Below are 23,508 nucleotides of genomic sequence, written 5' to 3' on the forward strand. Positions count from 1 at the left end.
TCTCACGCATGCCCGGTCCGTAACATCGGCCGGGCATGCCTGGACTTCGATCACCGAGGAGAGCGCCCGTGTCACAGCGACCGACCGGAATCTTCGACGACCTGGATCGGTACGTCACCGAACCACGGGTCACCGATCTCGCCGTCGCACGCGACGGTCGTCGCGTCGTGGTCACGGTCTCGCGGCCCGACTCCGCCGGGGCGAAGTACGTCGGTGCCCTCTGGGAGGTCGACGCGACCGGCGAGTCCGACGCGTGGCGCCTCACCTGGAACGACGACGGCGCGAGCGGACCGGCGTTCACCGCCTCGGGTGATCTCCTGTTCACTCGTCGGGCGTCGAAGGACGACGAATCGTCGGCGATATGGTCCCTGCCTTCCGGCGGAGGTGAAGCGCACGTCGTCGCTGCCCGCGGCGCCGGTTTCTCCGGCGTCGTCACGGCGACGGCCGCACCGGCGTTCGTGGCGGTCTCCGGCGTACACCCGTCGGCTCGAACCGACGCCGACGACGATCGAATCCGGTTGTTGCGCAAGGACGGCAAGATCGACGCTGTCCTGCACTCCGGTTACCCGGTGCGGTACTGGGACCACGACCTGGGCCCGGCAACGCCGCACCTGTTCGCCTCCGAGGACGGCTCGTCAGTGCGTCGACTCACCGACGCGGCGGCCGGGGCGCTGCAGGAAGCGTCCTACGACATCAGTTCCGACGGAACATTTCTGGTGTCGACGTGGACGATCGCCGGGGCCCTCGCGACGTCGCGCACCGTCCTGATCCGTATCGACCTCGACACGGGGGAGCGGCGAATCATCGTCGACGACAGTGACGCCGACCTGTCGTCGCCAGCTGTCTCCCCGGACGGTACGAGGGTCGCGTTCGTGCGCGAGTCTCTGTCGACCCCCGAGGACGCGCCTCGAGTGTCGTTGCACGAGTACGCCTTCGCCGACGGAACCGTGACCGAATCCGCACCCGGGTGGGACCTGTGGCCCTCGGAACCCGTGTGGCTCGCCGACGGTGGCGGCCTTCTCGTCGTCGCCGACGAGAACGGACGAGCGCCGATCTTCCTGGTGTCGGGTGGCGCAGTGCGCCGGGTGACCGACACCGATTCCGCTTACACCCACGTCCATGCCGCCGCAAACGGCGTCGCGTTCGCGTTGGAGGCGTCGTATCTCGAACCACCGCATCCGGTGCGCGTCGACGTCGCGACGGGCGAGATCACCCGCCTGCGCACGGGACTGGACGCGCCGGACCTGCCCGGGACTCTGACCGAGATCGAGACCACCGCGGACGACGGCCACCGGGTCCGTGGTTACGTTGCACTTCCGCACGGCGTGTCCGACACCGAGAAGGCCCCACTCCTGCTGTGGGTGCACGGAGGACCCCTCGGATCGTGGAACACATGGTCGTGGCGGTGGAACCCGTGGCTGCTCGTCGCTCGGGGATACGCGGTCCTGCTTCCGGATCCGGCTCTGTCGACGGGCTACGGCCACGAGTTCGTGCAACGAGGCTGGGGACGATGGGGCAAGGAGCCCTTCACCGACCTCATGGCGATCACGGACGCAGCCACCTCGCGCCCCGATATCGACGAGACCAGAACCGCTGCGATGGGCGGCTCCTTCGGCGGATACATGGCCAACTGGATCGCCGGTCACACCGACAGGTTCGACGCCATCGTGACCCATGCGAGCCTGTGGGCGCTCGACCAGTTCGGTCCCACCACCGACGTCGCGTACTACTGGCAGCGCGAGATGTCCCCGGAGATGGCCGTCGAGAACTCGCCGCACCTGTTCGTCGCGGACATCTCCACACCGATGCTCGTGATCCACGGGGACAAGGACTATCGAGTGCCCGTCGGTGAAGGGCTGCGCCTGTGGTACGAACTGCTCAGCGAGTCCGGACTGCCCGCCGACGACGAAGGCAGGACCGATCACCGTCTGCTGTACTTCCCGTCCGAGAACCACTGGGTTCTCACGCCCCAGCACGCCAAGATCTGGTACGAGGTGGTCACGGCGTTCCTGGCGGACCACGTGCTGGGTGAGCGAATCGAGCTTCCCGAGACGTTGGGGTGAAAGGGCGCGTGGGAGCGCCCCGGCGCGACCACTAGAATCGTCGGGTGACCAGTTCAGTGCCTGAGACCCCAGACAACGCAGCGGGGCAAGACGACAGCCCGCGGAGCAACCCGAGCGAGGCGTTGCCCAAGAGTTGGAACCCGGGTGAGGTCGAGGCCGAGCTGTATCAGGGGTGGGTCGACGCGGGGTACTTCGAGGCCGACCCGAGCACCGACAAGCCTGCCTACTCGATCGTTCTGCCGCCACCGAACGTGACCGGCAGCCTGCACATGGGCCACGCGCTCGATCACACGTTGATGGACGCGCTCAGTCGTCGCAAGCGGATGCTCGGCTACGAGGTGCTGTGGCTGCCGGGCATGGACCACGCCGGTATCGCCACGCAGACCATCGTCGAGAAGCAACTCGCGGCCGACGGCAAGACCAAGGAAGAGTTCGGTCGCGAACTGTTCGTCGACAAGGTCTGGGACTGGAAGCGCGAATCAGGCGGAACCATCCTCGGCCAGATGCGGCGCATCGGCGACGGTGTCGACTGGAACCGCGAACGATTCACGATGGACGACGGCCTGTCCGAGGCCGTGCAGACCATCTTCAAGCGCATGTACGACGACGGCTTGATCTACCGGGCAGAACGTCTCGTCAACTGGTCTCCGGTGCTGCAGACGGCGATCTCCGACATCGAGGTCAAGTTCGAGGACGTCGAGGGTGAACTCGTGTCGCTGCGGTACGGCTCGCTGAACGACGACGAACCGCACGTGATCGTGGCGACCACTCGTGTCGAGACGATGCTGGGCGACACCGCGGTGGCCGTCCACCCGGAGGACGAGCGGTACAAGCACCTCGTCGGCACGACGCTGCCGCACCCGTTCAGCGGCCGGGACATCCCGATCATCGCCGACGACTACGTCGATCCCGAATTCGGTACCGGCGCGGTCAAGATCACGCCCGCACACGATCCCAACGACTTCGAGATGGGGCTGAGGCACAACCTGCCGATGCCGACCATCATGGACAAGACCGGCCGAATCGCCGACACCGGTACGCAATTCGACGGTCTCGACCGGTTCGAAGCCCGGGTGAAGGTGCGCGAGGCATTGGCCGAGCAGGGACGAGTCGTCGCCGAGAAGCGGCCCTACCTCCACAGTGTCGGACACTCCGAACGCAGTGGTGAATCCATCGAACCGCGCCTGTCCCTGCAGTGGTGGGTCAAGGTCGACGGCTTGGCGAAAGCGGCAGGCGACGCAGTCCGCAACGGCGACACGGTCATTCACCCCGCAAGCCAGGAACCGCGCTGGTTCGCCTGGGTCGACAACATGCACGACTGGTGCATCTCCCGTCAACTGTGGTGGGGTCATCGCATCCCGATCTGGTACGGCCCCGACGGCGAGACCGTGTGCCTGGGCCCGGGTGAGACCGCCCCCGAAGGCTGGGTGCAGGACCCGGACGTTCTCGACACCTGGTTCTCGTCCGGCCTCTGGCCGTTCTCGACGATGGGATGGCCGGACGAGACCGCCGACCTGGCCAAGTTCTATCCGACGAGCGTGCTGGTCACCGGCTACGACATTCTGTTCTTCTGGGTCGCTCGCATGATGATGTTCGGCACCTACGTCTCCGGCGACGCGTCGGTGAATGCAGGCGCAGAGCCGGGCAACGTTCCGTTCAAGGACGTCTTCCTGCACGGTCTCGTCCGGGACCAGTTCGGCAAGAAGATGTCCAAGTCCCGCGGCAACGGAATCGACCCGCTGGACTGGGTGGACCGCTTCGGTGCGGATGCACTGCGCTTCACGCTTGCACGAGGCGCCAATCCCGGGGCCGACCTGTCGGTGGGCGAGGACCATGCGCAGTCCTCGCGCAACTTCGCCAACAAGCTCTTCAACGCGACGAAATTTGCACTGATGAACGGTGCTGCGCCCGCCGAGTTGCCGGCTCGTACCGACCTCACCGACGCAGACCGTTGGATTCTCGATCGGCTCGAGCAGGTCCGCGGCGAGGTCGACGCCGCGTTCGAGCGGTACGAGTTCAGCAAGGCATGCGAGGCGCTGTACCACTTCGCGTGGGACGAGGTCTGCGACTGGTACCTCGAGATCGCGAAGGTGCAGTTCGCGGACACCGCGCATGCGGAGTCGACGCGAGGCGTGCTCGGCAACGTGCTCGACGCCGTGCTGCGCCTGCTCCATCCGGTCGTGCCCTTCGTGACGGAGACGTTGTGGAAGGTGCTCACCGGCGGCGAGTCCGTCGTGATCGCATCGTGGCCGACCGACAGCGGAGTGGACGTCGATCCGGTTGCCGCACGGCGTGTCTCGGACATGCAGAAGCTGATCACCGAGGTTCGCCGGTTCCGGAGCGACCAGGGACTGAAGCCGTCGCAGAAGGTCGCGGCAAGGATCGTCGGCGTCGAGGACGCCGACATCACCGACCAGGTGGCCGCGACCCGGTCGTTGGCCAAGCTGACCGAACCGGACGAGAGCTTCAGCGCGACCGCCTCCGTCGAGGTCCGGCTTTCGCAGGCGACGGTCACCGTGGAGCTCGACACGTCGGGAACGGTCGACCTGGTCGCCGAACGGGCGCGTTTGGTCAAGGATCTCGCAGCCGCGGAGAAGGAACTCGCCCAGACCACCGCGAAACTGGGCAACGAGGCGTTCCTCGCCAAGGCGCCGGATGCCGTCGTCGACAAGATCCGTACCCGGCAGCAGATCGCCACCGAAGAGATCGCGCGCATCTCGGCGCGACTCGAAACGACGGGTGAGTAGTGACCGAATTCGATCAGCCCGCGAGCCAGGGCGACCCAGGGCCAGTCGATCTCGCCGAGTTGGCTCTCGTCGAGGCCGAGCTCGACAAGCGCTGGCCCGAGACGAAGATCGAGCCGAGCACCGCGAGGATCGCGGCGCTGATGGACCTTCTGGGCTCGCCGCAGAAGGCGTACCCGTCCATCCACGTCGCGGGGACGAACGGGAAGACGTCGGTCACCCGGATGATCGACGCATTGCTGACGCACTTCCATCGGCGCACCGGTCGGACGACGAGCCCTCACCTGCAGGTGGCCACGGAACGTATCAGTATCGACGGCGCACCGATCTCGCCGCGTCTCTACGTCGACACCTACAACGAGATCGCACCTTTCGTGGAGATGATCGACGCGCAGTCGCAGGCTGCCGGTGGTCCGAGGATGAGCAAGTTCGAGGTGACCACCGCGATGGCGTTCGCCGCATTCGCGGAGGCACCCGTCGAGGTCGCCGTCGTGGAAGTCGGACTGGGCGGCCGGTGGGATGCGACCAACGTCGTCGACGGTGAAGTCGCCGTCATCACCCCGATCGACTTGGACCACACCGAGTTTCTCGGCTCCGACCTCGCGGGAATCGCGGGGGAGAAGGCCGGCATCATCAAGAAGGCACCGGAACGGTTGGTGCCGAGGGACACGGTCGTGGTCGTCGCCGAACAGAAGCCGGAGGCTCTCGACGTCGTCCTGCGCGCTGCAGTCGAGGCGGATGCAGCCGTGGCCCGTCAAGGGTCGGAGTTCCGTGTACTCGCCCGCCGGATCGCCGTCGGCGGTCAACAGCTCGAACTGCAAGGCCTCGGAGGCGTCTACACCGACGTCTTTCTTCCCCTGCACGGCGAACACCAAGCGCACAACGCATCCCTCGCCCTGGCCGCAGTGGAAGCGTTCTTCGGGGCAGGCGCGGACAGGCAGCTCGATGTCGAGATCGTCCGCGCGGCCTTCGGTTCCATCGTGAACCCCGGACGGCTCGAGCGGGTGCGCAACGCACCGACGGTCTTCCTCGACGCAGCGCACAATCCGCACGGTGTGCGCGCACTCGCCGCCACGCTGGCGGACGAGTTCGACTTCCGCAAGCTGGTGGGTGTCGTCAGCGTCATGGGCGACAAGGACGTCGATGCGATGTTGACGGCTCTCGAGCCCGTGTTCGACGAGATCGTCGTCACCCACAACGGTTCTCCTCGCGCAATGGACGTGGAAGAACTCGCCAACATCGCCGTCGCCAAATTCGGTGACGAACGTGTGGTGGTGTCGCCGACCCTGGCCGACGCGTTGGAAACCGCCATCGGCCTGGCCGAAGAGGTCGCCGACCCAGGGGAGGCAGTGTCCGGGGCGGGCGTCGTCGTCACCGGTTCGGTCGTGACCGCAGGTGCCGCCAGAACCCTGTTCGGAAAGGAACCGGTATGACCGAGGCGACCGGTGGATTCAAACCGCCCACCAACGATCCGTGGAAGGGCTTCCGGGGAGTCTGCGCGGGAACCCTGATCCTCGAAATGATCGTGATCCTGCTGGCACTGCCGGTGGTCGCGACGGTCGGAGGCGGGCTCACGTGGTTCTCGACGCTCTACATCGTCGGACTCGCCGTCCTGATGATTCTCGCGAGCGGGATGCAGCGTCGCCCGCAGGGGATGCAGATCAACCTCGCTCTGCAGGTTCTCGTCATCCTCGGAGTGTTCATCCACCTGTCGATCGGCATTGTCGGGCTGATTTTCGCAGCAGTGTGGGCCTACCTGCTCTATCTGCGCCGAGACATCACGCGCAGAATCGAACGCGGAATGCTGTACGGCCAACGGGACTGACGGCCCGTCGGCGGGAAGACGACGCTGAAGGTCGACGCCAGGGATGAGGGCGCGAGCGCTGTCCACTACTGTCTGTGATCGTGACTGAGCGCACCCTTGTACTGATCAAGCCCGACGGAGTAGCCCGCCGATACGTGGGAGAGATACTCGGCCGCGTCGAGAAGAAGGGATTGAGCATCGCAGCCCTCGAGCTCAAGACCGTTCCGACCGCGCTGGCCAGCGCCCACTATGCCGAGCACGAAGGCAAGCCGTTCTTCCCCGACCTGCTCGAATTCATCACCTCGGGACCCGTGGTTGCCGCCGTCCTCGAAGGACCGCGCGCGATCGCGGCGTTCCGCCAGATCGCCGGAGGAACCGACCCGGTCGCCAAGGCCGTTCCCGGCACAATCCGCGCGGACCTGGCCCTCGACGGCCAGCAGAACCTCGTGCACGGCTCCGACTCGGTGGAATCCGCCGAGCGCGAGATCGCACTCTGGTTCCCCGGACTGTCCTGACCACACGCTGTTGCAGCACGTATTCACCCTTCCGCCACGCCGCTGAGGACGCATTCTCGGCGGTGTGGCGGGCAGGCGACCCTCGGTGTGGGATACTGGCGAAGGTTGCTTTCACAGTTTCAGTTTCACCGACCACCAGCATTCGAGAAATTTTTCAGTACCAGCAGGACGATCGAACGCCGACATATCGGTGTTCTCGTGTCAGCAACCGGATGACACCTTCGCGTGCGATGCCCGTCATCGCTGCCGACGCCGAGCGGAAGCCTCCGCCGTCGCAGGCACGCTTGATGATCAGGCGCTCGTACCGGAGGACACCACAGCCATCCAGCCAGGCACCGTGCTCGGTGCACCGGCCACTGATCGTGGCGGTGCCTCGGACGCGGAGCGAGACCAAGAGCGTGACAAGACAACACTGACGTCAAACCTTTCGTCAGGACACAAGGATTGCCCTCGCGTGGCCGCGTCACACCCAGCAGTCGAAGGTGGACGCGCCCGGGGGCCCGAGGAGACATACGTGGCCGATCAAGCCCCGCCGGAAGATGTACAGAATTCGAACACGGGAAGTGCAGAAGGTGGCGCCGAGGTAGCCCCGACGTTCCCGGATCGCCTGCGCGTACACGCGCTGGCGAAGATCATCGGGGTGACCAGCAAGCAAGTGCTGGCCAAGCTCGGCGAACTCGGTATCGAAGCCCGCAGCGCCCAGTCGAGCCTCGGCCGCGACGTCGCCCAGACGGTCCATGCCTCGTTCGCAGAACCGGAAGCGGTGGCGCCCGCTGCTGTGGAACCCGCTGCTGTGGAACCCGCTGCTGTGGAACCCGCTGCTGTGGAACCCGCTGCTGTGGAGCCCGCTGTTGTGGTTCCCGAGGCGGTAGAGGAACAGGCCGCCGAGCCGGACGTCGCAGAGCCTCAGCCCGCCCAGACCTTGTTCTCGACTGACGCGCCCGCCGAGAGCGCTGCAACCGGCACTGCGACTCCGGTGGCACGTCCGACTTTCTCCGGACCTCTCTTCCTCCAGCCCGAGGCCGTAGCCGAACCTCCTCGTGTGCGGCGTCGGAGCAAGAAGGCAGCTGGCCCCGCGGCGGACTCGTCGGCAGCAGACGCGAACCCGAACGCAGCGGACACGCAGGCAGTGACCGCAGCTGCAGACGCCTCGACCGAGGAGTCCGAGGGCACCCGCCCCCAGACCACAGACTCGCCGGACGGCAAGCCCGCTTCCGCAGACACCGGCAACGACGAAACGCCGTCCGATGCGACCTCGTCCGTGGACACCTCGTCGGAGGACGGTTCCGACGACGGATATGCCGACGACGACAACTCTCAGCCGCGTCGCCGCCGTCGTGGACGCCGAGGTCGCGGCCGTGGACGTGGTGACCAGGCCGGCGACAGCAGCACGGATGACTCCAGCTCGGACGACTCCAGCTCGGACGGTGTCGATGATCAGGGTGCCGGCGATCAGGGCGCTGACTCGGATGCCGACGACGTCGCGGCTCCGTCCGAGCCCTCGGGGTCGGACAGTGACACCGACAGCAGTGACACCGGCAGCAGTGATTCGGAGGACGAATCCACCGAGGGTGACACCGCCGAGGACTCGAAGCCGACCGGTGAACGGCGCTCGCGTCGGCGTAGCAGGTCACGTGGCGGAGCCAAGTCCGGCGACGATGCGTCGTCCAAGTCCGGGGACGACGTATCGGCCGAGTCGGGTGACGACGATGCACAGGACAGCGGCGACGCGTCGGCCGAGTCCGACTCCGACGATTCGGACGACGAGCAGGATGCAGCCGACGGTTCGAGCCGCCGCAGGCGTCGTCGCCGTCGTCGCCGCAGTTCCGGTGACGCGTCGTCGGACACGGCATCGTCCGAGGACGACCCGCCCAACACCGTCGTTCACGAGCGTGAGCCGCGCACCAAGTCCCGCAACAAGGACGAAGTTCAGGGAATCACCGGATCGACGAGGCTCGAAGCGAAGCGCCAGCGTCGACGCGACGGACGCGACGCCGGCCGTCGTCGTCCGCCGATCCTGACCGAATCCGAATTCCTGGCTCGTCGTGAATCCGTGGACCGCGTGATGGTGGTACGCGAGAAGTCGTTCCCGGACCACGGCGACACCACGCAGGTGGCCGTTCTCGAGGACGGCGTGCTCGTGGAGCACTTCGTCACCAGCAGTGCGTCGGCGTCGATGGTCGGCAACGTGTACCTCGGACGCGTTCAGAACGTGCTGCCGAGCATGGAAGCCGCGTTCATCGACATCGGCCGTGGTCGCAACGGTGTGCTGTACGCGGGCGAGGTCAACTGGGACGCCGCCGGTCTGGGAGGCAACTCCCGCAAGATCGAGCAGGCGCTCAAGCCGGGTGATCAAGTCCTGGTGCAGGTCAGCAAGGACCCGGTGGGGCACAAGGGGGCCCGGCTCACGACGCAGCTGTCGCTGGCCGGTCGCTATCTCGTGTATGTCCCCGGCGGCAGTTCGACCGGCATCAGCCGCAAGCTTCCGGACACCGAACGTAAGCGTTTGAAGGAAATTCTCCGCGACATCGTCCCGTCCGAGGCAGGCGTCATCATCCGCACGGCTGCGGAGGGTGTCAGCGAGGAGGAGTTGGCCCGCGACGTGTCGCGGCTGCAGGCGCAGTGGGCATCGATCGAGGAAGCTTCGGCGAAGGCCGAGTCCGGCAAGGGCAGCCAGCCGCAGACGCTCTACGAAGAGCCCGATCTGCTGGTGAAGGTCATCCGCGACTTGTTTAACGAGGACTTCGTCAAGCTCGTCATCGAAGGTGACAAGGCATGGTCGACAACGTCGACCTACATCGAAACCGTCGCCGCCGACATGCTCCCCAAGCTCGAGCGTCACGTCGCCGAACCAGGTCAGCCCGACGTGTTCGAGGCCCACCGAATCGACGAGCAGCTCGCCAAGGCACTCGATCGCAAGGTGTGGCTCCCGTCCGGCGGCACCCTGGTGATCGATCGCACCGAAGCGATGACCGTGGTGGACGTCAACACCGGCAAGTTCACCGGCGCGGGCGGAAACCTGGAAGAGACGGTCACCCGCAACAACCTCGAAGCAGCCGAGGAAGTCGTCCGGCAGATGCGCCTGCGTGACATCGGCGGCATGATCGTCGTCGACTTCATCGACATGGTGCTCGAACAGAACCGTGACCTCGTTCTGCGTCGACTCACCGAAGCCCTCGGTCGTGACCGAACACGCCATCAGGTGTCGGAGGTGACGTCGCTGGGCCTCGTCCAGATGACACGCAAGAAGCTCGGAACCGGTCTGGTCGAGGCGTTCTCGACGACCTGTGAGCACTGCCAGGGTCGCGGAATCATCGTGCATCCGTTCCCGGTGGAGGCCAAGCCCGACGACGGTGGACGCTCGGGCTCCTCACGAGGGGACTCGGGTTCGCAGCGCAAGCGTCGTGGACGCGACAAGTCCGACAACGCCGGTTCCAACGGCAACGCTGGTGCCAACGGCAACGCTGGTTCCAACGGCAGCGGCACGGGGAATGGCCACTCCAACGGCTCAGATCACTCCGAACCCACGGCTGAGCGTGCCGTCAAGCGAGCCCATCCGGTCGCCCTGGCAATGGCAGCGCACCACGACGAAGTCGTCGCCGACGTCACACCAGCCGACGTGGTGGAACACGACGCATCGGCGTCGACGGAGAACAAGGTCATCGACGCCTCGGACGTCGCCGCTGTACAGGGCAACGACGACGCAACGGTGTCGGATGAAGCCGTGTCGGACGCATCGGTGTCGGATGAAGCGGTGTCGGATGAAGCGGTGTCGGATGAAGCGGTGTCGGGTGCAGCGGTGTCGGATGCAGCGGCTCCGCAGGAGTCCCAGTCGAACGGCACGGAAGCGGCACCCACCGGCTCGTCCCGTCGAGGTGGACGCAGTGCACGCCGAAAGGCGTCGCGGCCTACTGCATCTGCCGTAGCGGAAGACACAGGCGCAGTCGAAGCGGAATCGCCCACACACGTCGATGCCGAGACTCCGTCATCCGAAGCGGCAACGGATCGTCCCGCTGCCGAAGAGGCTGCGCCTGAACAGGCTGCCGTCGAACCTGCTGTGGTCGAACCTGCTGCCGTCGAACCTAATGTCGTCGAACCTGCTGTCGTCGAACCTAATGTCGACGAGTCGGCTGCAGCCGACGAACCCGCAGCGTCCGAGGCTCCGGTCAAGGCCAGGCGCGGACGGCGAGTGGCTCGCAAGGCTGCTGCACCGACCGACACCGGACCGGACGCGGGAGCTGTCTTCGTGATCTCGGCAACGGCGGACGGCACGGAAGCTGCGGACGAGCCTGCGCCGGAACCAGTGACGACTCCCGCATTCGCCCAGGTGGATGCAGGGGACGTGCCGGAAGAACTGCCGGTGGCTCGGCCGCGGCGCCGCCGCAGTGCTGCACGACCGGCGGGTCCTCCCGTAGACGCATAGGGAACAGGGGACGGGCGGTTTGACCATGGCCGCCCGTCTGCCGTAACCTTGATAAGTCGCTCCCGGCGACACCGTTCTGCTGTGCCCTGGCTCCCTTCGCGGAAGGCAGGAGCATTGATCGGGATAGATGCCGGGATGTTTGAAAGCAAGAACAAAGCAAGATCAGACCAGTCGTGTTGCCGTGGGCAGCGCGAGCAAGTTCGAAGAAGCAAGGGGTAGCCCTCCGATGGCAACGTACGCGATCGTCAAGACCGGCGGAAAGCAGTACAAGGTCGCTGTTGGTGACCTCGTCAAGGTCGAGAAGATCGAGGGAGCGCCCGGCACTGCTGTCTCGCTTGCTCCGGTCCTCGTCGTTGACGGTTCCGACCTGACCACAGATGCAGAGAAGCTGGCGAAGATCTCCGTCGCCGGCGAGATCGTCGAGCACACCAAGGGCCCGAAGATCCGCATCCACAAGTTCAAGAACAAGACCGGATACCACAAGCGTCAGGGACACAGGCAGAAGCTGACCGTCCTCAAGGTCACCGGTATCAAGTAACCAGTTCTTCTCAGCCGGTTTCTCACAGGGCACCGGCGATCTTCTTACCCGAGGAGGGTACGCAACATGGCACATAAGAAGGGTGCATCCAGCTCCCGTAACGGTCGCGACTCGAATGCACAGCGCCTCGGCGTCAAGCGTTTCGGTGGCCAGACGGTCAGTGCAGGCGAGATCCTGGTTCGTCAGCGCGGCACGCACTTCCACCCCGGTGTCGGAGTCGGCCGTGGCGGCGACGACACTCTGTTCGCACTGTCCGCAGGTGCCGTCGAGTTCGGCGCCAAGCGTGGACGCAAGACCGTGAACATCGTTCCGGTCGCAGTCGAGGCCTAGTCTCCGCTGCACCATCCGCGCCCGGGGATCGCACGCGATCCGCACGGCGCACCCCACGATCTACGACGAGGGCGGACCAGGGTCTAAGACACCCGGTCCGCCCTTATCGCGTTCGTGGGGCACAGACATTCGGTCACCTGACCGAGGAAGGATCGAAGGCAGCCATGTCACGATTCATAGACCGCGTGGTGCTGCACGTCAGCGCCGGTAAAGGCGGCAACGGCTGCGCTTCGGTTCATCGCGAGAAGTTCAAACCGCTCGGCGGACCCGACGGCGGCAACGGTGGACGCGGAGGCGGAGTCGTCTTCGTCGTCGACAGCAGCGTGCACACTCTGCTCGACTTCCACTTCCACTCGCACGCCAAGGCCAGCAACGGAACCCAGGGCATGGGTGGCAACCGAGAGGGCGCCAACGGCGAGGATCTGATCCTGAAGGTGCCCGACGGCACCGTCGTCCTCGACAAGGACGGCCGCATTCTCGCCGACATGATCGGAGAGGGCACGCGATTCGACGCTGCGCCCGGCGGCCGGGGCGGACTCGGTAACGCAGCGCTGTCGTCCAAAGCTCGTAAGGCTCCCGGCTTCGCTCTCCTCGGTGAGGAAGGGGTCGAGCGCGACCTGGTGCTCGAGCTCAAATCCGTCGCGGACATCGGGCTCGTCGGTTTTCCCTCCGCCGGCAAATCGTCTCTCGTGTCGGTGCTGTCGGCCGCCAAGCCGAAGATCGCGGACTACCCGTTCACCACGCTCGTGCCGAACCTGGGTGTCGTGTCCAGCGGTGACACGACTTACACCGTCGCCGACGTTCCTGGCCTGATTCCCGGAGCCAGCCAGGGAAAGGGCCTCGGTCTCGACTTCCTCCGGCACCTGGAGCGGACAGCGGTGCTCGCTCACGTGGTCGACTGCGCGACACTGGATCCCGGTCGCGATCCGGTCTCGGACGTCGACGCGCTGGAAGCAGAACTCGCTGCCTACAAGCCCGCGCTGCTCGGTGACGCGAGCCTGGGTGACCTGGCCGACCGTCCACGCATCGTCGTGCTCAACAAGGCCGACATCCCGGAGGCTGCCGAGCTCGCCGAGATGGTGACCCCCGAGTTCGAGGCGCGCGGTTGGCCGGTGTTCACCATCTCGGCTGTGAGCCGAGAAGGATTGAAGCCCTTGATCTTCGCCCTGGCCAAGATGGTCGAGGAGTACCGGGTGGCGCACCCGCCCGCAGAGCCTCGTCGTGCAGTCATCCGTCCAGTGGCACGCAACGAGGACGGCTTCGAGGTCGTCAAGGATCCCGACGTGCCCGGCGGTTTCCTGGTGCTCGGTACCCGACCCGAACGGTGGGTTGCGCAGACACAGTTCAGCAACGACGAGGCCGTGGGTTACCTCGCCGACAGGTTGGCACGCCTCGGCGTCGAGGACGCGTTGATCAAACTCGGAGCGGAGCCGGGCGCATCGGTCACCATCGGTGACGTCACGTTCGACTGGGAACCGCAGACTTCCGCCGGCGTCGACATCGTCCGCACCGGACGTGGTACCGACGCACGGCTCGATCAGGTCGAGCGCATCAGCGCGGACGAACGTAAGCATGCTCGTCGAGTCCGGCGTGGGCTCGACCCCGAAGAGTGAGGGAATGTGAGCGCTGAATCCGATTCTGCGTCAAGGGTATCGGCGACGAGAGGCACCATCGCGGGCGCCAAGCGCATCGTCGTCAAGATCGGATCCTCGGCGCTGACGTCCCTGGTCGGCGGCCTCGACGTCACGCGTCTCGATGCGTTGGCGGAAGCCGTCGAGACTCGTATGCGTGCCGGGACCGACGTGATCGTCGTGTCGTCCGGTGCCATCGGCGCGGGAATCGCGCCGCTCGGATTGACCAAGCGGCCACGAGACCTCGCGACCAAGCAGGCTGCGGCCAGTGTCGGGCAGCTCGCGTTGGCGCATGCATGGGGTACGTCGTTCGGACGTTTCGGTCGTACCGTCGGACAGGTTCTGCTGACGGCCGAGGACATCGCCAGACGCACCAATCACCGGAACGCGCAGCGTACGTTGGACCGATTGCGTTCGCTCGGAGCGGTCGCCGTGGTGAACGAGAACGACACCGTCGCCACCGCCGAGATCCGATTCGGTGACAACGATCGTCTGGCAGCCCTCGTCGCGCACCTGTCGGGAGCAGACGCACTGGTTCTGCTGTCCGACGTGGACGGCCTGTACGACGGCGACCCGCGCAAAGGCGGTGCGACGCTCATCCCCGAGGTCGACAGCCCGGAAGACCTGGACGGAGTGGTTGCAGGGTCTGGAGGAGCACTCGGAACGGGCGGAATGGCCTCCAAATTGTCCGCTGCGCGACTCGCAGCCGATGCTGGGGTTCCCGTCCTGCTTGCCGCTGCGTCCGACGCGAACGACGCTCTCACCAATGCGGGAGTCGGAACGGCTTTCGCTGCCCGGCCGGTCCGACTGTCGTCACGGAAGTTCTGGGTCCGGCACGCCGCGGACGTCGACGGCGACCTGCACCTCGACGCAGGTGCCGTGCGTGCCGTCGTGGACCTCAGGCGCTCGCTGCTGTCCGCCGGCATCGTCGGGATCACCGGCAACTTCCACGGAGGCGACGTAGTTGCACTGCGCGATCCCGAAGGATCCGTCGTCGCCAGGGGAGTAGTGGCGTACGACGCGTCCGAGTTGTCCGGCATGCTCGGAAAGTCGAGCTCCGACCTGGCTCCCGAACTCCAGCGGCCAGTGGTTCACGCCGACGACCTGGTGTCCGTGGAGCTGTAGCGGACTCGGGAATTTATTGACGCGGTGAGGAGCGCCAGGGGCCGGTTGCGGTTGTGGTCAGTGCACTGGCGGCAGCGCGTCGAGCAGTCCGGAGAGAGTTTCCGAGCACCCTGCCGCGCTGACGATCGATGCGAATTCGTCGCCTCGGGTGGATCCACGGTTGACCACGACGATGGGGATGCCTGCTTTCGCGGCGCGGCGGACGAACCGCAAGCCCGACATCACCGTGAGAGACGATCCGAGTACGAGAAGTGCGTCCGCCGAGTCGACGAGGTCGAAGGCTTCCGCGACTCGAGGCTTGGGGACGCTTTCCCCGAAGTACACGATGTCCGGTTTCAGCACACCACCGCAGTTCTCGCAATCCACCATGCGGAAGTGGGCGGTGCTGGAGATGACAGCGTCGGCGTCGGGCGCGATTTCGACGCCGTCGGCCGGGGCAACGCTGGCGAGAAAGCCCGGGTTTCGCATCTCGAGGCGTCGTGCCAGCGTGTACCTGGACACGAGCTGTCCGCAGTTCAGGCACGTGACCCGAGCGTAGACACCGTGCAGGTCGATGACGCGGCGGCTGCCTGCCTTGGTGTGCAGCATGTCGACGTTCTGAGTGATGACACCGGAGACGTTTCCGCGGCGCTCCAGTGCGGCGAGAGCCCGGTGGCCGCGGTTGGGTTGGGCAGCGTCCATGTGCCGCCAGCCGACGTGGTTGCGTGCCCAGTAGTGACGGCGAAACTCGTCGTCGCCGACGAACTGTTGAAAGGTCATGGGGTTTCGCGGCGGAGAGTCCGGGCCTCGGTAATCGGGAATCCCGGAATCGGTGGACATACCCGCGCCCGATACGACGGCGACCCGCTTGTCGGTCAGCAACTCGACGATGTCGTCGAGCTGACTCGCCGAGGAGACTGCGCGAACGGTCGTTGCCACGTTCTCCAGGTTAGCGCTCAGTATCCCTGCGTCGAGTCGATGCGGGCGGCAAGCGTTTCACCTGCGACGAAGCGCGCGACGTTGGCTGCGACGTGGTCGGCGAATGCGGCGTGACGCAGCGTTGTCGGGTTGGAGTCGTGCGGAGTGACGATCGCGTTCGGCAACGTCCACAGGGGATGACCGTCGGGCAGCGGCTCGGGGTCGGTGACATCGAGGCCGGCGCCGCCGATGGTGCGTGCGGTCAGAGCGTCGATCAGGGCATCTGTGTCTACGAGTGAACCCCGTGCCACGTTGATCACCCACGAGTGTTTCTGCAGCCGGGCCAGTTCGTGTTCGCCGACGAGGTGACGGGTGGCCGGTGTGGCCGGCGCGGCGATCACGACATGGTCGGTGAGGGGCCACACATCGGCGAGAGCGGCGACGGGCAGCGTGCGTACGGCACCAGGCACAGGTCGACCCGAACGGTTCACGGCTACGACATCCGCTCCCAGCGCGGTAAGCGGTGGGATCAACGCCCGGCCGATGCCGCCTGCTCCGAGGATCGTGACCGTCGACCCCCGGAGGGTACCGACTCTGCTCATGAACCGTTCCGGTTGCCACGAGCGGGCTTCGAGGTGTTCAGGGAGAGCGCGCACACCGGCGAGCAGCAGGGCTAGCGCGTGTTCGGCGACAGTCGCGGCGAAGGCGCCGGCGGCGGAGGTGAACAGGACGGAAGGATGGGCGGCGAGTATTCCTGCGTCGAACCAGGCTTCGACGCCTGCAGACGGCAGTTGCACCCATTCGACGTTCGAGGGGAGCGTCGCAGGGAACCTCGACGGTCCCTCGGTCCACACGAGTCCCGAGGCTCTGTCCAATGGAGCCACAACGGCTCCACCCCGCTCGATTGCGGAAACCGTGATTCGGTCCTCTTCGGGGCCGACGGCAACTGGAATCGAGCGGGGTGGAGTCATGAAGAGCAAGCTTATGCGGGAACTTCCACGAGAGGGTAGACACCGTTCTCGTCGTGGGTTTCGTTTCCGACGACGGGCGGGTTGAACACGCACAGCATGCGCATCTGGGTGCGAGGCTCGACGGTGTGGCGCTCGTTGCCGTTGAGCAGGTACATCGACCCCGGACCGAGTTCGTACGTTTCGCCGGTCTCGCGATCGGTCAACGTGCCTTCCCCCTCGATCAACCAGACGGCTTCGATGTGGTTGGCGTAGTGGAAGTTGTTCACCGTGCCGGCCTGAATGGTGGTCTCGTGGAACGAGAATCCGACCTTGTCGCCGCCCAGCACGATGCGCTTGCTACGCCAGTTGCCGTCCTCGCTCGAGATGTCGCGATCGGTTCCGGTGATTTCCTCGGTGGTACGTACGATCATGTGTTGTCTCCCTTCAACGAATGTGCAACTCGACGATGTGCAGGATTCGATCCTGCACGGGTCAGGAGCACACCTTGGCAGTTGCGCCTGCGATGATGTCCAAGCCGCGATCGAGTTCCTCGACGGTGGTGGTCAGCGGCGGAAGCAGCTTGACGACCTCGTCGGACGGACCTGCGGTCTCGACGAGCAGTCCCTCGTCGTAGCAGAGGGCAGCGACCTTGCCTGCCTTCTCCGGTTCGTCGAAGACGAGCGCTTGGACCATGCCGCGACCGCGGGTCGACACTCCGTCGTACTTGGCGCAGAGTTTGATGAAGTTGTCCTGGATGTGCTCGCCCTTGGCGAGAACTTCCTTCTCGAACTTGTCGTCGGACCAGTAGGTGTCGATGGCCGTCTTCGAGGTGACGAACGACGGATTGAATCCGCGGAAGGTGCCGTTGTGCTCACCCGGTGCCCACACGTCGAGTTCCGGCTTGAAGAGGGTCAGCGCCATCGGCATTCCGTAGCCACCGATGGACTTGGACAGCGTGACGATGTCCGGAACGATGCCTGCTTCTTCGAAGGAGAAGAACTGACCGGTGCGGCCGCAGCCCATCTGCACGTCGTCGACGATCAGTAGGATCTCGCGACGCGAGCACAGTTCAGCGAGAGCGCGCAGCCATTCCGGACGTGCGACGTTGATGCCGCCTTCACCCTGGATGGTCTCGACGATGACGGCTGCCGGACGGTTGAATCCGCTACCGGAGTCGTCGAGCACGCGCTCGAACCACTGGAAGTCCTCGGTGACGCCGCCGAAGTAGTTGTCGTACGGCATCGGGGTGGTGTGCACCAGCGGAATTCCGGCGCCAGCTCGCTTCATCGAGTTGCCGGTGACCGACAACGCGCCGAGTGTCATGCCGTGGAAAGCGTTGGTGAAGTTGATGATCGACTCACGGCCGGTCACTTTACGGGCGAGCTTCAGAGCTGCCTCGACGGTGTTGGCGCCTGTGGGTCCGGGGAACTGAACCTTGTAGTCGAGTCCGCGAGGGTCGAGGATGTTCTTCTTGAACGACTCCAGGAACTCACGCTTCGCGACGGTGGACATGTCCAGACCGTGCGTGATGCCGTCGCTCTGGATGTATTCGACGAGGGCGTCCTTGAGGATCTGGTTGTTGTGGCCGTAGTTCAGTGCGCCGGCGCCACCGAAGAAGTCGAGGTACTCGCGGCCGTTCTCGTCCACGAGGGTCGAGTTCTTCGCGGTCTTGAACACAGCGGGCCACTGACGGCTGTAGCTACGGACGGCGGACTCGACGGTCTCGAAGACGTCGGGCTTCTCTGTGGCAACGGTCTTTTCGGTCATGTTCTGCTTGTTCCTTTCGTTTGTGCGCACGGCGGCGGGGCCTACGGTGTAGAGCTCCTCGGCCTCGTGGCTATCAGGGAAATCATTGGGCGCGAACAGATCTGATTTTCTTATCTCGGTTCCTCGTGTTCGAGCGAGGGCCGTGAACAGCGCGATCGATGCCTCGTTGTCGGGGCTGATCGTCGTTTCCAAGTGTGTGATGCCCTGGGGGGTCAGGCGATCGAGGAGTTCGTTCAACATACGACCGGCGAGGCCTTTGCCTCGTTGATCGGCATCGACCGCAACCTGCCACACGAAAAACGTTGTGGGGGAGTCCTGCCGGATGTAGCCGGTGACGAAACCAACTGCTCTGCCGTCGACGTCCGACACCACGGACGTTGCAGCAAAATCTCTGCACCACAGGATGTACGAGTAACTCGAGTTGAGATCGAGCACCCTCGAATCTCTTGCGATCTCCCAGAGCCGGACTCCGTCGGAGATCTTTGGACTACGAAACTTCACTGCGTCCGGCGCAGTGATTGAGGTCGCTCTCAGCTGTGCGGGCTTCATAGGAAATACAAACGTAACAAGGTGGCCATGGCTTTTCATGTACCCCGGGAAATTGGCCCTCTAAACCACCCTGCTTCCCCTGGTTAGAGGGTGAATGTGACGCTGGTCACAAATGTGTGATTCAGGACGAGGGCGAACGGTTCGGGGCTCGTTTGCTCGCCGGAGATCCACAGTCTGGACTTACTGTCACCGGGTGTCTACTTGGGGGTGGCGAGAGCGAACGGGAGCACGGCGTCCGCTCCCGCCTTCCGCAGAGCGTCAGCAGCGCACGTGAACGTCCATCCGGTGTCGGTCACGAGGTCGACCAGCAGAATCGGACCGTCGACCTGACCGAGGTCCGGGATGTCCCAGGAGTCCACGAGCCCCGCGACCCGGAAAGCGGAGTTGGCGGCCGCCACCGCCGGATGACCCGGACGTGGACCGAGAACACCCAGGTCGGTGAGCCGGCCGATCCGCGCGAGCTCGCCCGCCACGGACCGGACCAGAACCGGATGAGATACGGATTCGAGGGCCAGGACGGCCGTGGGGCGGACCTTCCAATCCCATGATGCGAGGACCTTGATGCATCCATCGATCAACGACGACGGCGCTGCTTCGTCCGGGCCGTCGAGGGCCGAACGCAGGCGGTTTCCCCAGACGAGATCCGTCAGTCTTCCCAGGATGCGGCCAGGCTCGTGCCCGTCGGTGATCTTTCCCGACAGTGAGACGCCGAGCTTCTTCATTCCGCTCGGCCACTGTTTGCGTGGGGGAAGGTCGATTCCCGGGCGGTCCAATCTGCTGCGAGTCTGATCGACGGCGTCCTGACCGACCTGTGCAGAGTAAGACTGACCTGTGCAATTGTCGCATCGGCCACAGTGCGACGTTGTGTCCGTAAGGTCCGGGTCGTCGAGTTGGCGCCGGAGGAAATCCATGCGGCAGCCATCGGTGCGTTGGTAGTCGACCATGGCCTGTTGTTCGGAGTCTCGTGCTTGCTCGAGCCGCTCGTAGCGCTCGGCGTCGTACGTCCACGGCTCGCCGGTCGCGATCCACCCTCCACGCACACGCTGTACCGCGCCGTCCACGTCGAGGACTTTGAGGACCATCTCCAACCGACTGCGGTTCAAGTCGACCAGGGGTTCGAGAGCCGGCGTCGACTGAGGTTTCACCGGATCGAGAGTCTCGATGACCTGTCTGACGACGTGTTCGCGCGGAAACGCAACCGAGGCGAAGTAGCTCCATATCTGCTTGTCCTCGTGACCCGGAAGCAGGATCACCTCGGCGCGATCGGTGCCGCGGCCTGCACGCCCGACCTGCTGGTAGTACGAGATCGGCGAAGAGGGGGCTCCCATGTGGACGACGAAACCGAGGTCCGGTTTGTCGAAGCCCATCCCGAGCGCCGAGGTCGCGACAAGTGCCTTGACGTCGTTGTTCAGTAGGTCGGTCTCGAGTGACTCTCGTTCCGTGGTGTCGGTCTGGCCGGTATACGCGGCGACGGCCAGGCCTTGATCGGACAGCAGCGCGGCCAGGTCCTTGGCTGCGGAGACCGTCAGGGTGTAGATGATCCCGGAACCGGGCAGTTGCGCCAGATGCGACGCGAGCCACGCCGCTCGCTCGGTCGAGTTCTCGATCTTCACGACCGACAGATGCAGTGACTCCCGTTCGAGACCTCCGCGCAGCACGAGGGTGTCCCCGCCGCCGACCCCCAACTGTGCGGCGACGTCCGACACCACTCTGTCGTTGGCGGTCGCGGTGGTTGCCAGAACCGGAATTCCTTCTCTCAGTTCGGAGATCAATGTCCTGATGCGGCGATAGTCCGGCCGGAAATCATGGCCCCAGTCCGATACGCAATGAGCCTCGTCGACGACCACCAGGCCGGCGTCCCCGGCCAGCGAGGGCAGGACCTGATCGCGGAAGTCCGGGTTGTTCAGGCGCTCCGGGCTGACGAGCAGGACGTCCAGTCTGCCCGCCGCGACGTCGGTGTGGATGTCCTCCCATTCGGTCATGTTTCCGGAGTTGATGGTCGCGGCCTTCACTCCCGCACGCTCCGCCGACGCGACCTGGTTGCGCATCAGTGCCAACAACGGAGAGACGATGACCGTCGGGCCCAGGCCTTGTTCACGAAGCAACTTCGCTGCGATGAAGTACACCGCCGACTTTCCCCACCCGGTTCGCTGGACCACCAGTGCCCTGCGTCGACCGACGACGAGTGCCTCGATGGCGACCCATTGATCCTCGCGCAGGCTCGCACCGTCCCCCGCGAGCTCGCGGAGCAGGCGCTCGGCGTCGGCGCGCAGGTCTGTCGGCGTGTGCGATGCGGTCGTCATGGCACCATCGTGCCGCACCGGTGTGACAAGGATCGACCGGGCGAGGGCCGATACTCTTCTGCAGAAGATGGTACGAGGAGGCGACATGGGCGACGGCGGAGGCCGCGATTGCAGCGGGGATCCTGAAAAGCGCGAAGCGACGTCGACGCGGCCGCTGCACTCGAGCATGTCGGCGCTCGCGCTGGTTTTCGGCGGTGGCGTCGTGGGAACGCTCGCCCGGGTCGGTGTGGAGGAGGCGTTGCCGCACCGTAGTCCCGAGTGGCCGGTGGCAACCTTCGTGATCAACATAGTCGGAGCGTTCGTCCTCGGCCTCGTGCTGGAGAACTTGGCGAGGCGTGGACCGGATACCGGTGTGCGCCAACGACTACGTCTGCTCGCGGGAACGGGGTTCTGCGGCGCGTTCACCACATACAGCACGTTTGCCTTGGAAGCGGTGCTGCTGACCCGTGACGGACACTGGACCACCGCCGTGGCCTACGGGATCTCGACCGTGGCACTCGGTGGCGCAGCCGCCTGGGCAGGCATCGTCGTCGGAGCAGCCGCTCATCGCCGAGGAAACCTCCGGTGATCGTCGTGCTCGTAGCGCTCGCGGGCGCGTTCGGTGCCGTCGCGCGGTTCGTCGTCGATTCCTGGTTCGGTGACCGATTTCCACGATCGGGGTTTCCGTGGGCGATCGCCGCCATCAACGTCTCGGGTTCTCTCGTGCTCGGATTTCTGGCGGGGCTCGTTGTGCTGCAGGATGGTTCGACGGACCTTCAAGCCGTGATCGGAACCGGATTCTGCGGCGGGTACACCACCTTCAGCACCGCGAGCGTCGACACCGTCCGGCTCGTTCGATCCGGGAAGCATGCGAAGGCCCTCGGCTACGCCGTCGGCACGCTCGTGCTGTCGGTTGCGTCGTGTGCCGCGGGATTCGGGCTCGCCGGGCTTGCTTGACGGCCCGGAGTCCGCTCATTCCTGCCCGACGCCCCGAATGTCCGCGCGTGTTCCCGACGAGGAACCGGCTCCCCGTCGCGTTGCGGCGAAAGCGCCTGCGGCACAAGCCCACCGGATTGCTTCGTCGGGTCCGGCGAACCACTCGGCGGCGAGCGCCCCGGTGAACGCGTCGCCCGCTCCTGTGGTGTCGATCGCGTCGACCGTAGGCGAGCGGAAATCCGATGCCGAATCAGGGCCGCGGTAGTGCGCACCTCGCGCACCCAGCGTGGTTACGATGTGCGGCACTCGGGAGACGACGTCGGGCAACTCCCGTGCCTCGGCTTCGTTGACGACGAGGACGTCGACGGCCTCGACAAGCGCGTCCGGAAGAGCCTGTACAGGAGAGGGATTGAGTACGACGAGGGTGTCGTTGCCGTGCGCGTGTGTGGCGCCCTCGACGACGGTCTCCAGCGGGATCTCGAGTTGGCACATGAGGACGTCGGCCCCCGCGATGGCGTCACGCTCGGCGTCGGACAGGGCGAGCAGTGACGAGTTGGCGCCCGCGACGACGACGATCGTGTTCTCGCCCTCGCTGTCCACGGATATCGAGGCGACGCCGCTCGGTCCGTCGACGCGGCGAACCAGGGATGTGTCGACGCCGGCCTCGGTCAGAGTGTCGATCAGATCCTGGCCGAACGCGTCGGAGCCGACGGCCCCGAGGAAGGTCGTGTCGGCGCCCGAGCGTGCGGCCGCCAGCGCCTGATTTGCGCCCTTGCCTCCCTGTGAGGCTGCGAAGGTGGTGCCGAGAAGGGTCTCGCCCGGCTGCGGCAGTCGCGGCGTGAACGTCGTGAGGTCCATGTTGATGCTGCCGAGGACGGCAACACGGGTCGTTGGCATGAGCCGACGATATCCATGTCGTCGAGAGCCCGGCGAAGCGATTGGTTGCAGATTGTT

Annotated in this window: 18 protein-coding genes and 1 pseudogene; 12 read left to right on the top strand and 7 right to left on the bottom strand. The window is 65.4% G+C overall.

What is annotated here, in order from left to right; genetic code table 11:
• Nucleotides 1-35 precede the first annotated feature (35 nt).
• The 10 genes from ACFULT_RS17280 to proB all read left to right on the top strand — a co-directional run bounded on the left by ACFULT_RS17280 (nt 36) and on the right by proB (nt 15,173).
• Nucleotides 36-2,063, top strand: coding sequence for a prolyl oligopeptidase family serine peptidase (locus ACFULT_RS17280; RefSeq protein ID WP_378482001.1), 2,028 nt, complete (start codon nt 36-38; stop codon nt 2,061-2,063).
• Nucleotides 2,064-2,107: 44 nt separating this feature from the next.
• Entirely contained in the window at nt 2,108-4,810 is a 2,703-nt protein-coding gene (locus ACFULT_RS17285; RefSeq protein WP_371828864.1) for a valine--tRNA ligase, read from the top strand.
• Nucleotides 4,810-6,240 carry a folylpolyglutamate synthase/dihydrofolate synthase family protein gene (locus ACFULT_RS17290; protein ID WP_037110285.1) on the top strand — a complete coding sequence of 477 codons (1,431 nt, stop codon included), beginning with the start codon at nt 4,810-4,812 and terminating at the stop codon, nt 6,238-6,240. Before ACFULT_RS17285 ends, ACFULT_RS17290 begins: the two co-directional genes overlap by 1 nt.
• The gene (locus tag ACFULT_RS17295) at nt 6,237-6,632 is read left to right on the top strand and encodes a DUF4233 domain-containing protein (RefSeq protein ID WP_378482002.1); all 396 of its coding nucleotides are present in this window, start codon (nt 6,237-6,239) and stop codon (nt 6,630-6,632) included. The genes ACFULT_RS17290 and ACFULT_RS17295 overlap by 4 nt, the downstream gene beginning before the upstream one ends.
• A gap of 80 nt (nt 6,633-6,712) precedes the next feature.
• Complete coding sequence (gene ndk, locus ACFULT_RS17300; protein ID WP_037110352.1) at nt 6,713-7,126, top strand: nucleoside-diphosphate kinase; 414 nt, start codon at nt 6,713-6,715, stop codon at nt 7,124-7,126.
• A gap of 514 nt (nt 7,127-7,640) precedes the next feature.
• Nucleotides 7,641-11,549, top strand: coding sequence for a translation initiation factor IF-2 N-terminal domain-containing protein (locus ACFULT_RS17305; RefSeq protein ID WP_378482003.1), 3,909 nt, complete (start codon nt 7,641-7,643; stop codon nt 11,547-11,549).
• A gap of 226 nt (nt 11,550-11,775) precedes the next feature.
• The gene (rplU, locus tag ACFULT_RS17310; RefSeq protein WP_019664723.1) at nt 11,776-12,087 is read left to right on the top strand and encodes a 50S ribosomal protein L21; all 312 of its coding nucleotides are present in this window, start codon (nt 11,776-11,778) and stop codon (nt 12,085-12,087) included.
• Between the two features lie 66 nt (nt 12,088-12,153).
• Nucleotides 12,154-12,417, top strand: coding sequence for a 50S ribosomal protein L27 (gene rpmA / locus ACFULT_RS17315; protein WP_019664722.1), 264 nt, complete (start codon nt 12,154-12,156; stop codon nt 12,415-12,417).
• A gap of 164 nt (nt 12,418-12,581) precedes the next feature.
• Entirely contained in the window at nt 12,582-14,030 is a 1,449-nt protein-coding gene (obgE, locus tag ACFULT_RS17320; protein WP_037110291.1) for a GTPase ObgE, read from the top strand.
• 6 nt (nt 14,031-14,036) lie between these two features.
• The gene (gene proB, locus ACFULT_RS17325) at nt 14,037-15,173 is read left to right on the top strand and encodes a glutamate 5-kinase (RefSeq protein ID WP_094721355.1); all 1,137 of its coding nucleotides are present in this window, start codon (nt 14,037-14,039) and stop codon (nt 15,171-15,173) included.
• A 57-nt stretch (nt 15,174-15,230) separates the two neighbouring features.
• Here proB and ACFULT_RS17330 read toward each other — a convergent pair whose 3' ends face one another.
• The 6 genes and pseudogenes from ACFULT_RS17330 to ACFULT_RS17355 all read right to left on the bottom strand — a co-directional run bounded on the left by ACFULT_RS17330 (nt 15,231) and on the right by ACFULT_RS17355 (nt 21,639).
• The gene (locus ACFULT_RS17330) at nt 15,231-16,091 is read right to left on the bottom strand and encodes an NAD-dependent protein deacetylase (RefSeq protein WP_037110294.1); all 861 of its coding nucleotides are present in this window, start codon (nt 16,089-16,091) and stop codon (nt 15,231-15,233) included.
• A 17-nt stretch (nt 16,092-16,108) separates the two neighbouring features.
• Entirely contained in the window at nt 16,109-17,041 is a 933-nt protein-coding gene (locus ACFULT_RS17335) for a D-isomer specific 2-hydroxyacid dehydrogenase family protein (RefSeq protein WP_037110354.1), read from the bottom strand.
• Nucleotides 17,042-17,052: 11 nt separating this feature from the next.
• Complete coding sequence (locus ACFULT_RS17340; RefSeq protein ID WP_019664717.1) at nt 17,053-17,451, bottom strand: ectoine synthase; 399 nt, start codon at nt 17,449-17,451, stop codon at nt 17,053-17,055.
• A gap of 61 nt (nt 17,452-17,512) precedes the next feature.
• Nucleotides 17,513-18,787 (bottom strand): diaminobutyrate--2-oxoglutarate transaminase, encoded by a 1,275-nt coding sequence (gene ectB / locus ACFULT_RS17345; protein WP_241483775.1) that lies wholly within the window; start codon nt 18,785-18,787, stop codon nt 17,513-17,515.
• Between the two features lie 48 nt (nt 18,788-18,835).
• A pseudogene (gene ectA, locus ACFULT_RS17350) lies at nt 18,836-19,375 on the bottom strand (diaminobutyrate acetyltransferase); the annotation flags it as partial.
• A gap of 158 nt (nt 19,376-19,533) precedes the next feature.
• Entirely contained in the window at nt 19,534-21,639 is a 2,106-nt protein-coding gene (locus ACFULT_RS17355; RefSeq protein WP_378482004.1) for a RecQ family ATP-dependent DNA helicase, read from the bottom strand.
• 85 nt (nt 21,640-21,724) lie between these two features.
• Here ACFULT_RS17355 and ACFULT_RS17360 point away from each other — a divergent pair, with 85 nt between their 5' ends.
• Nucleotides 21,725-22,207 carry a CrcB family protein gene (locus ACFULT_RS17360; RefSeq protein WP_094721420.1) on the top strand — a complete coding sequence of 161 codons (483 nt, stop codon included), beginning with the start codon at nt 21,725-21,727 and terminating at the stop codon, nt 22,205-22,207.
• Nucleotides 22,204-22,575 carry a fluoride efflux transporter CrcB gene (crcB, locus tag ACFULT_RS17365; RefSeq protein WP_094721357.1) on the top strand — a complete coding sequence of 124 codons (372 nt, stop codon included), beginning with the start codon at nt 22,204-22,206 and terminating at the stop codon, nt 22,573-22,575. The genes ACFULT_RS17360 and crcB overlap by 4 nt, the downstream gene beginning before the upstream one ends.
• A gap of 15 nt (nt 22,576-22,590) precedes the next feature.
• Here crcB and ACFULT_RS17370 read toward each other — a convergent pair whose 3' ends face one another.
• Nucleotides 22,591-23,451: a ribokinase gene (locus tag ACFULT_RS17370; protein WP_378482005.1), complete on the bottom strand. Its 861-nt coding sequence runs from the start codon at nt 23,449-23,451 to the stop codon at nt 22,591-22,593.
• Between the last annotated feature and the right edge of the window lie 57 nt (nt 23,452-23,508).

This window comes from Rhodococcus sp. NPDC057297, from assembly GCF_042667435.1.
In the GTDB taxonomy this organism is placed as follows: domain Bacteria; phylum Actinomycetota; class Actinomycetes; order Mycobacteriales; family Mycobacteriaceae; genus Rhodococcoides.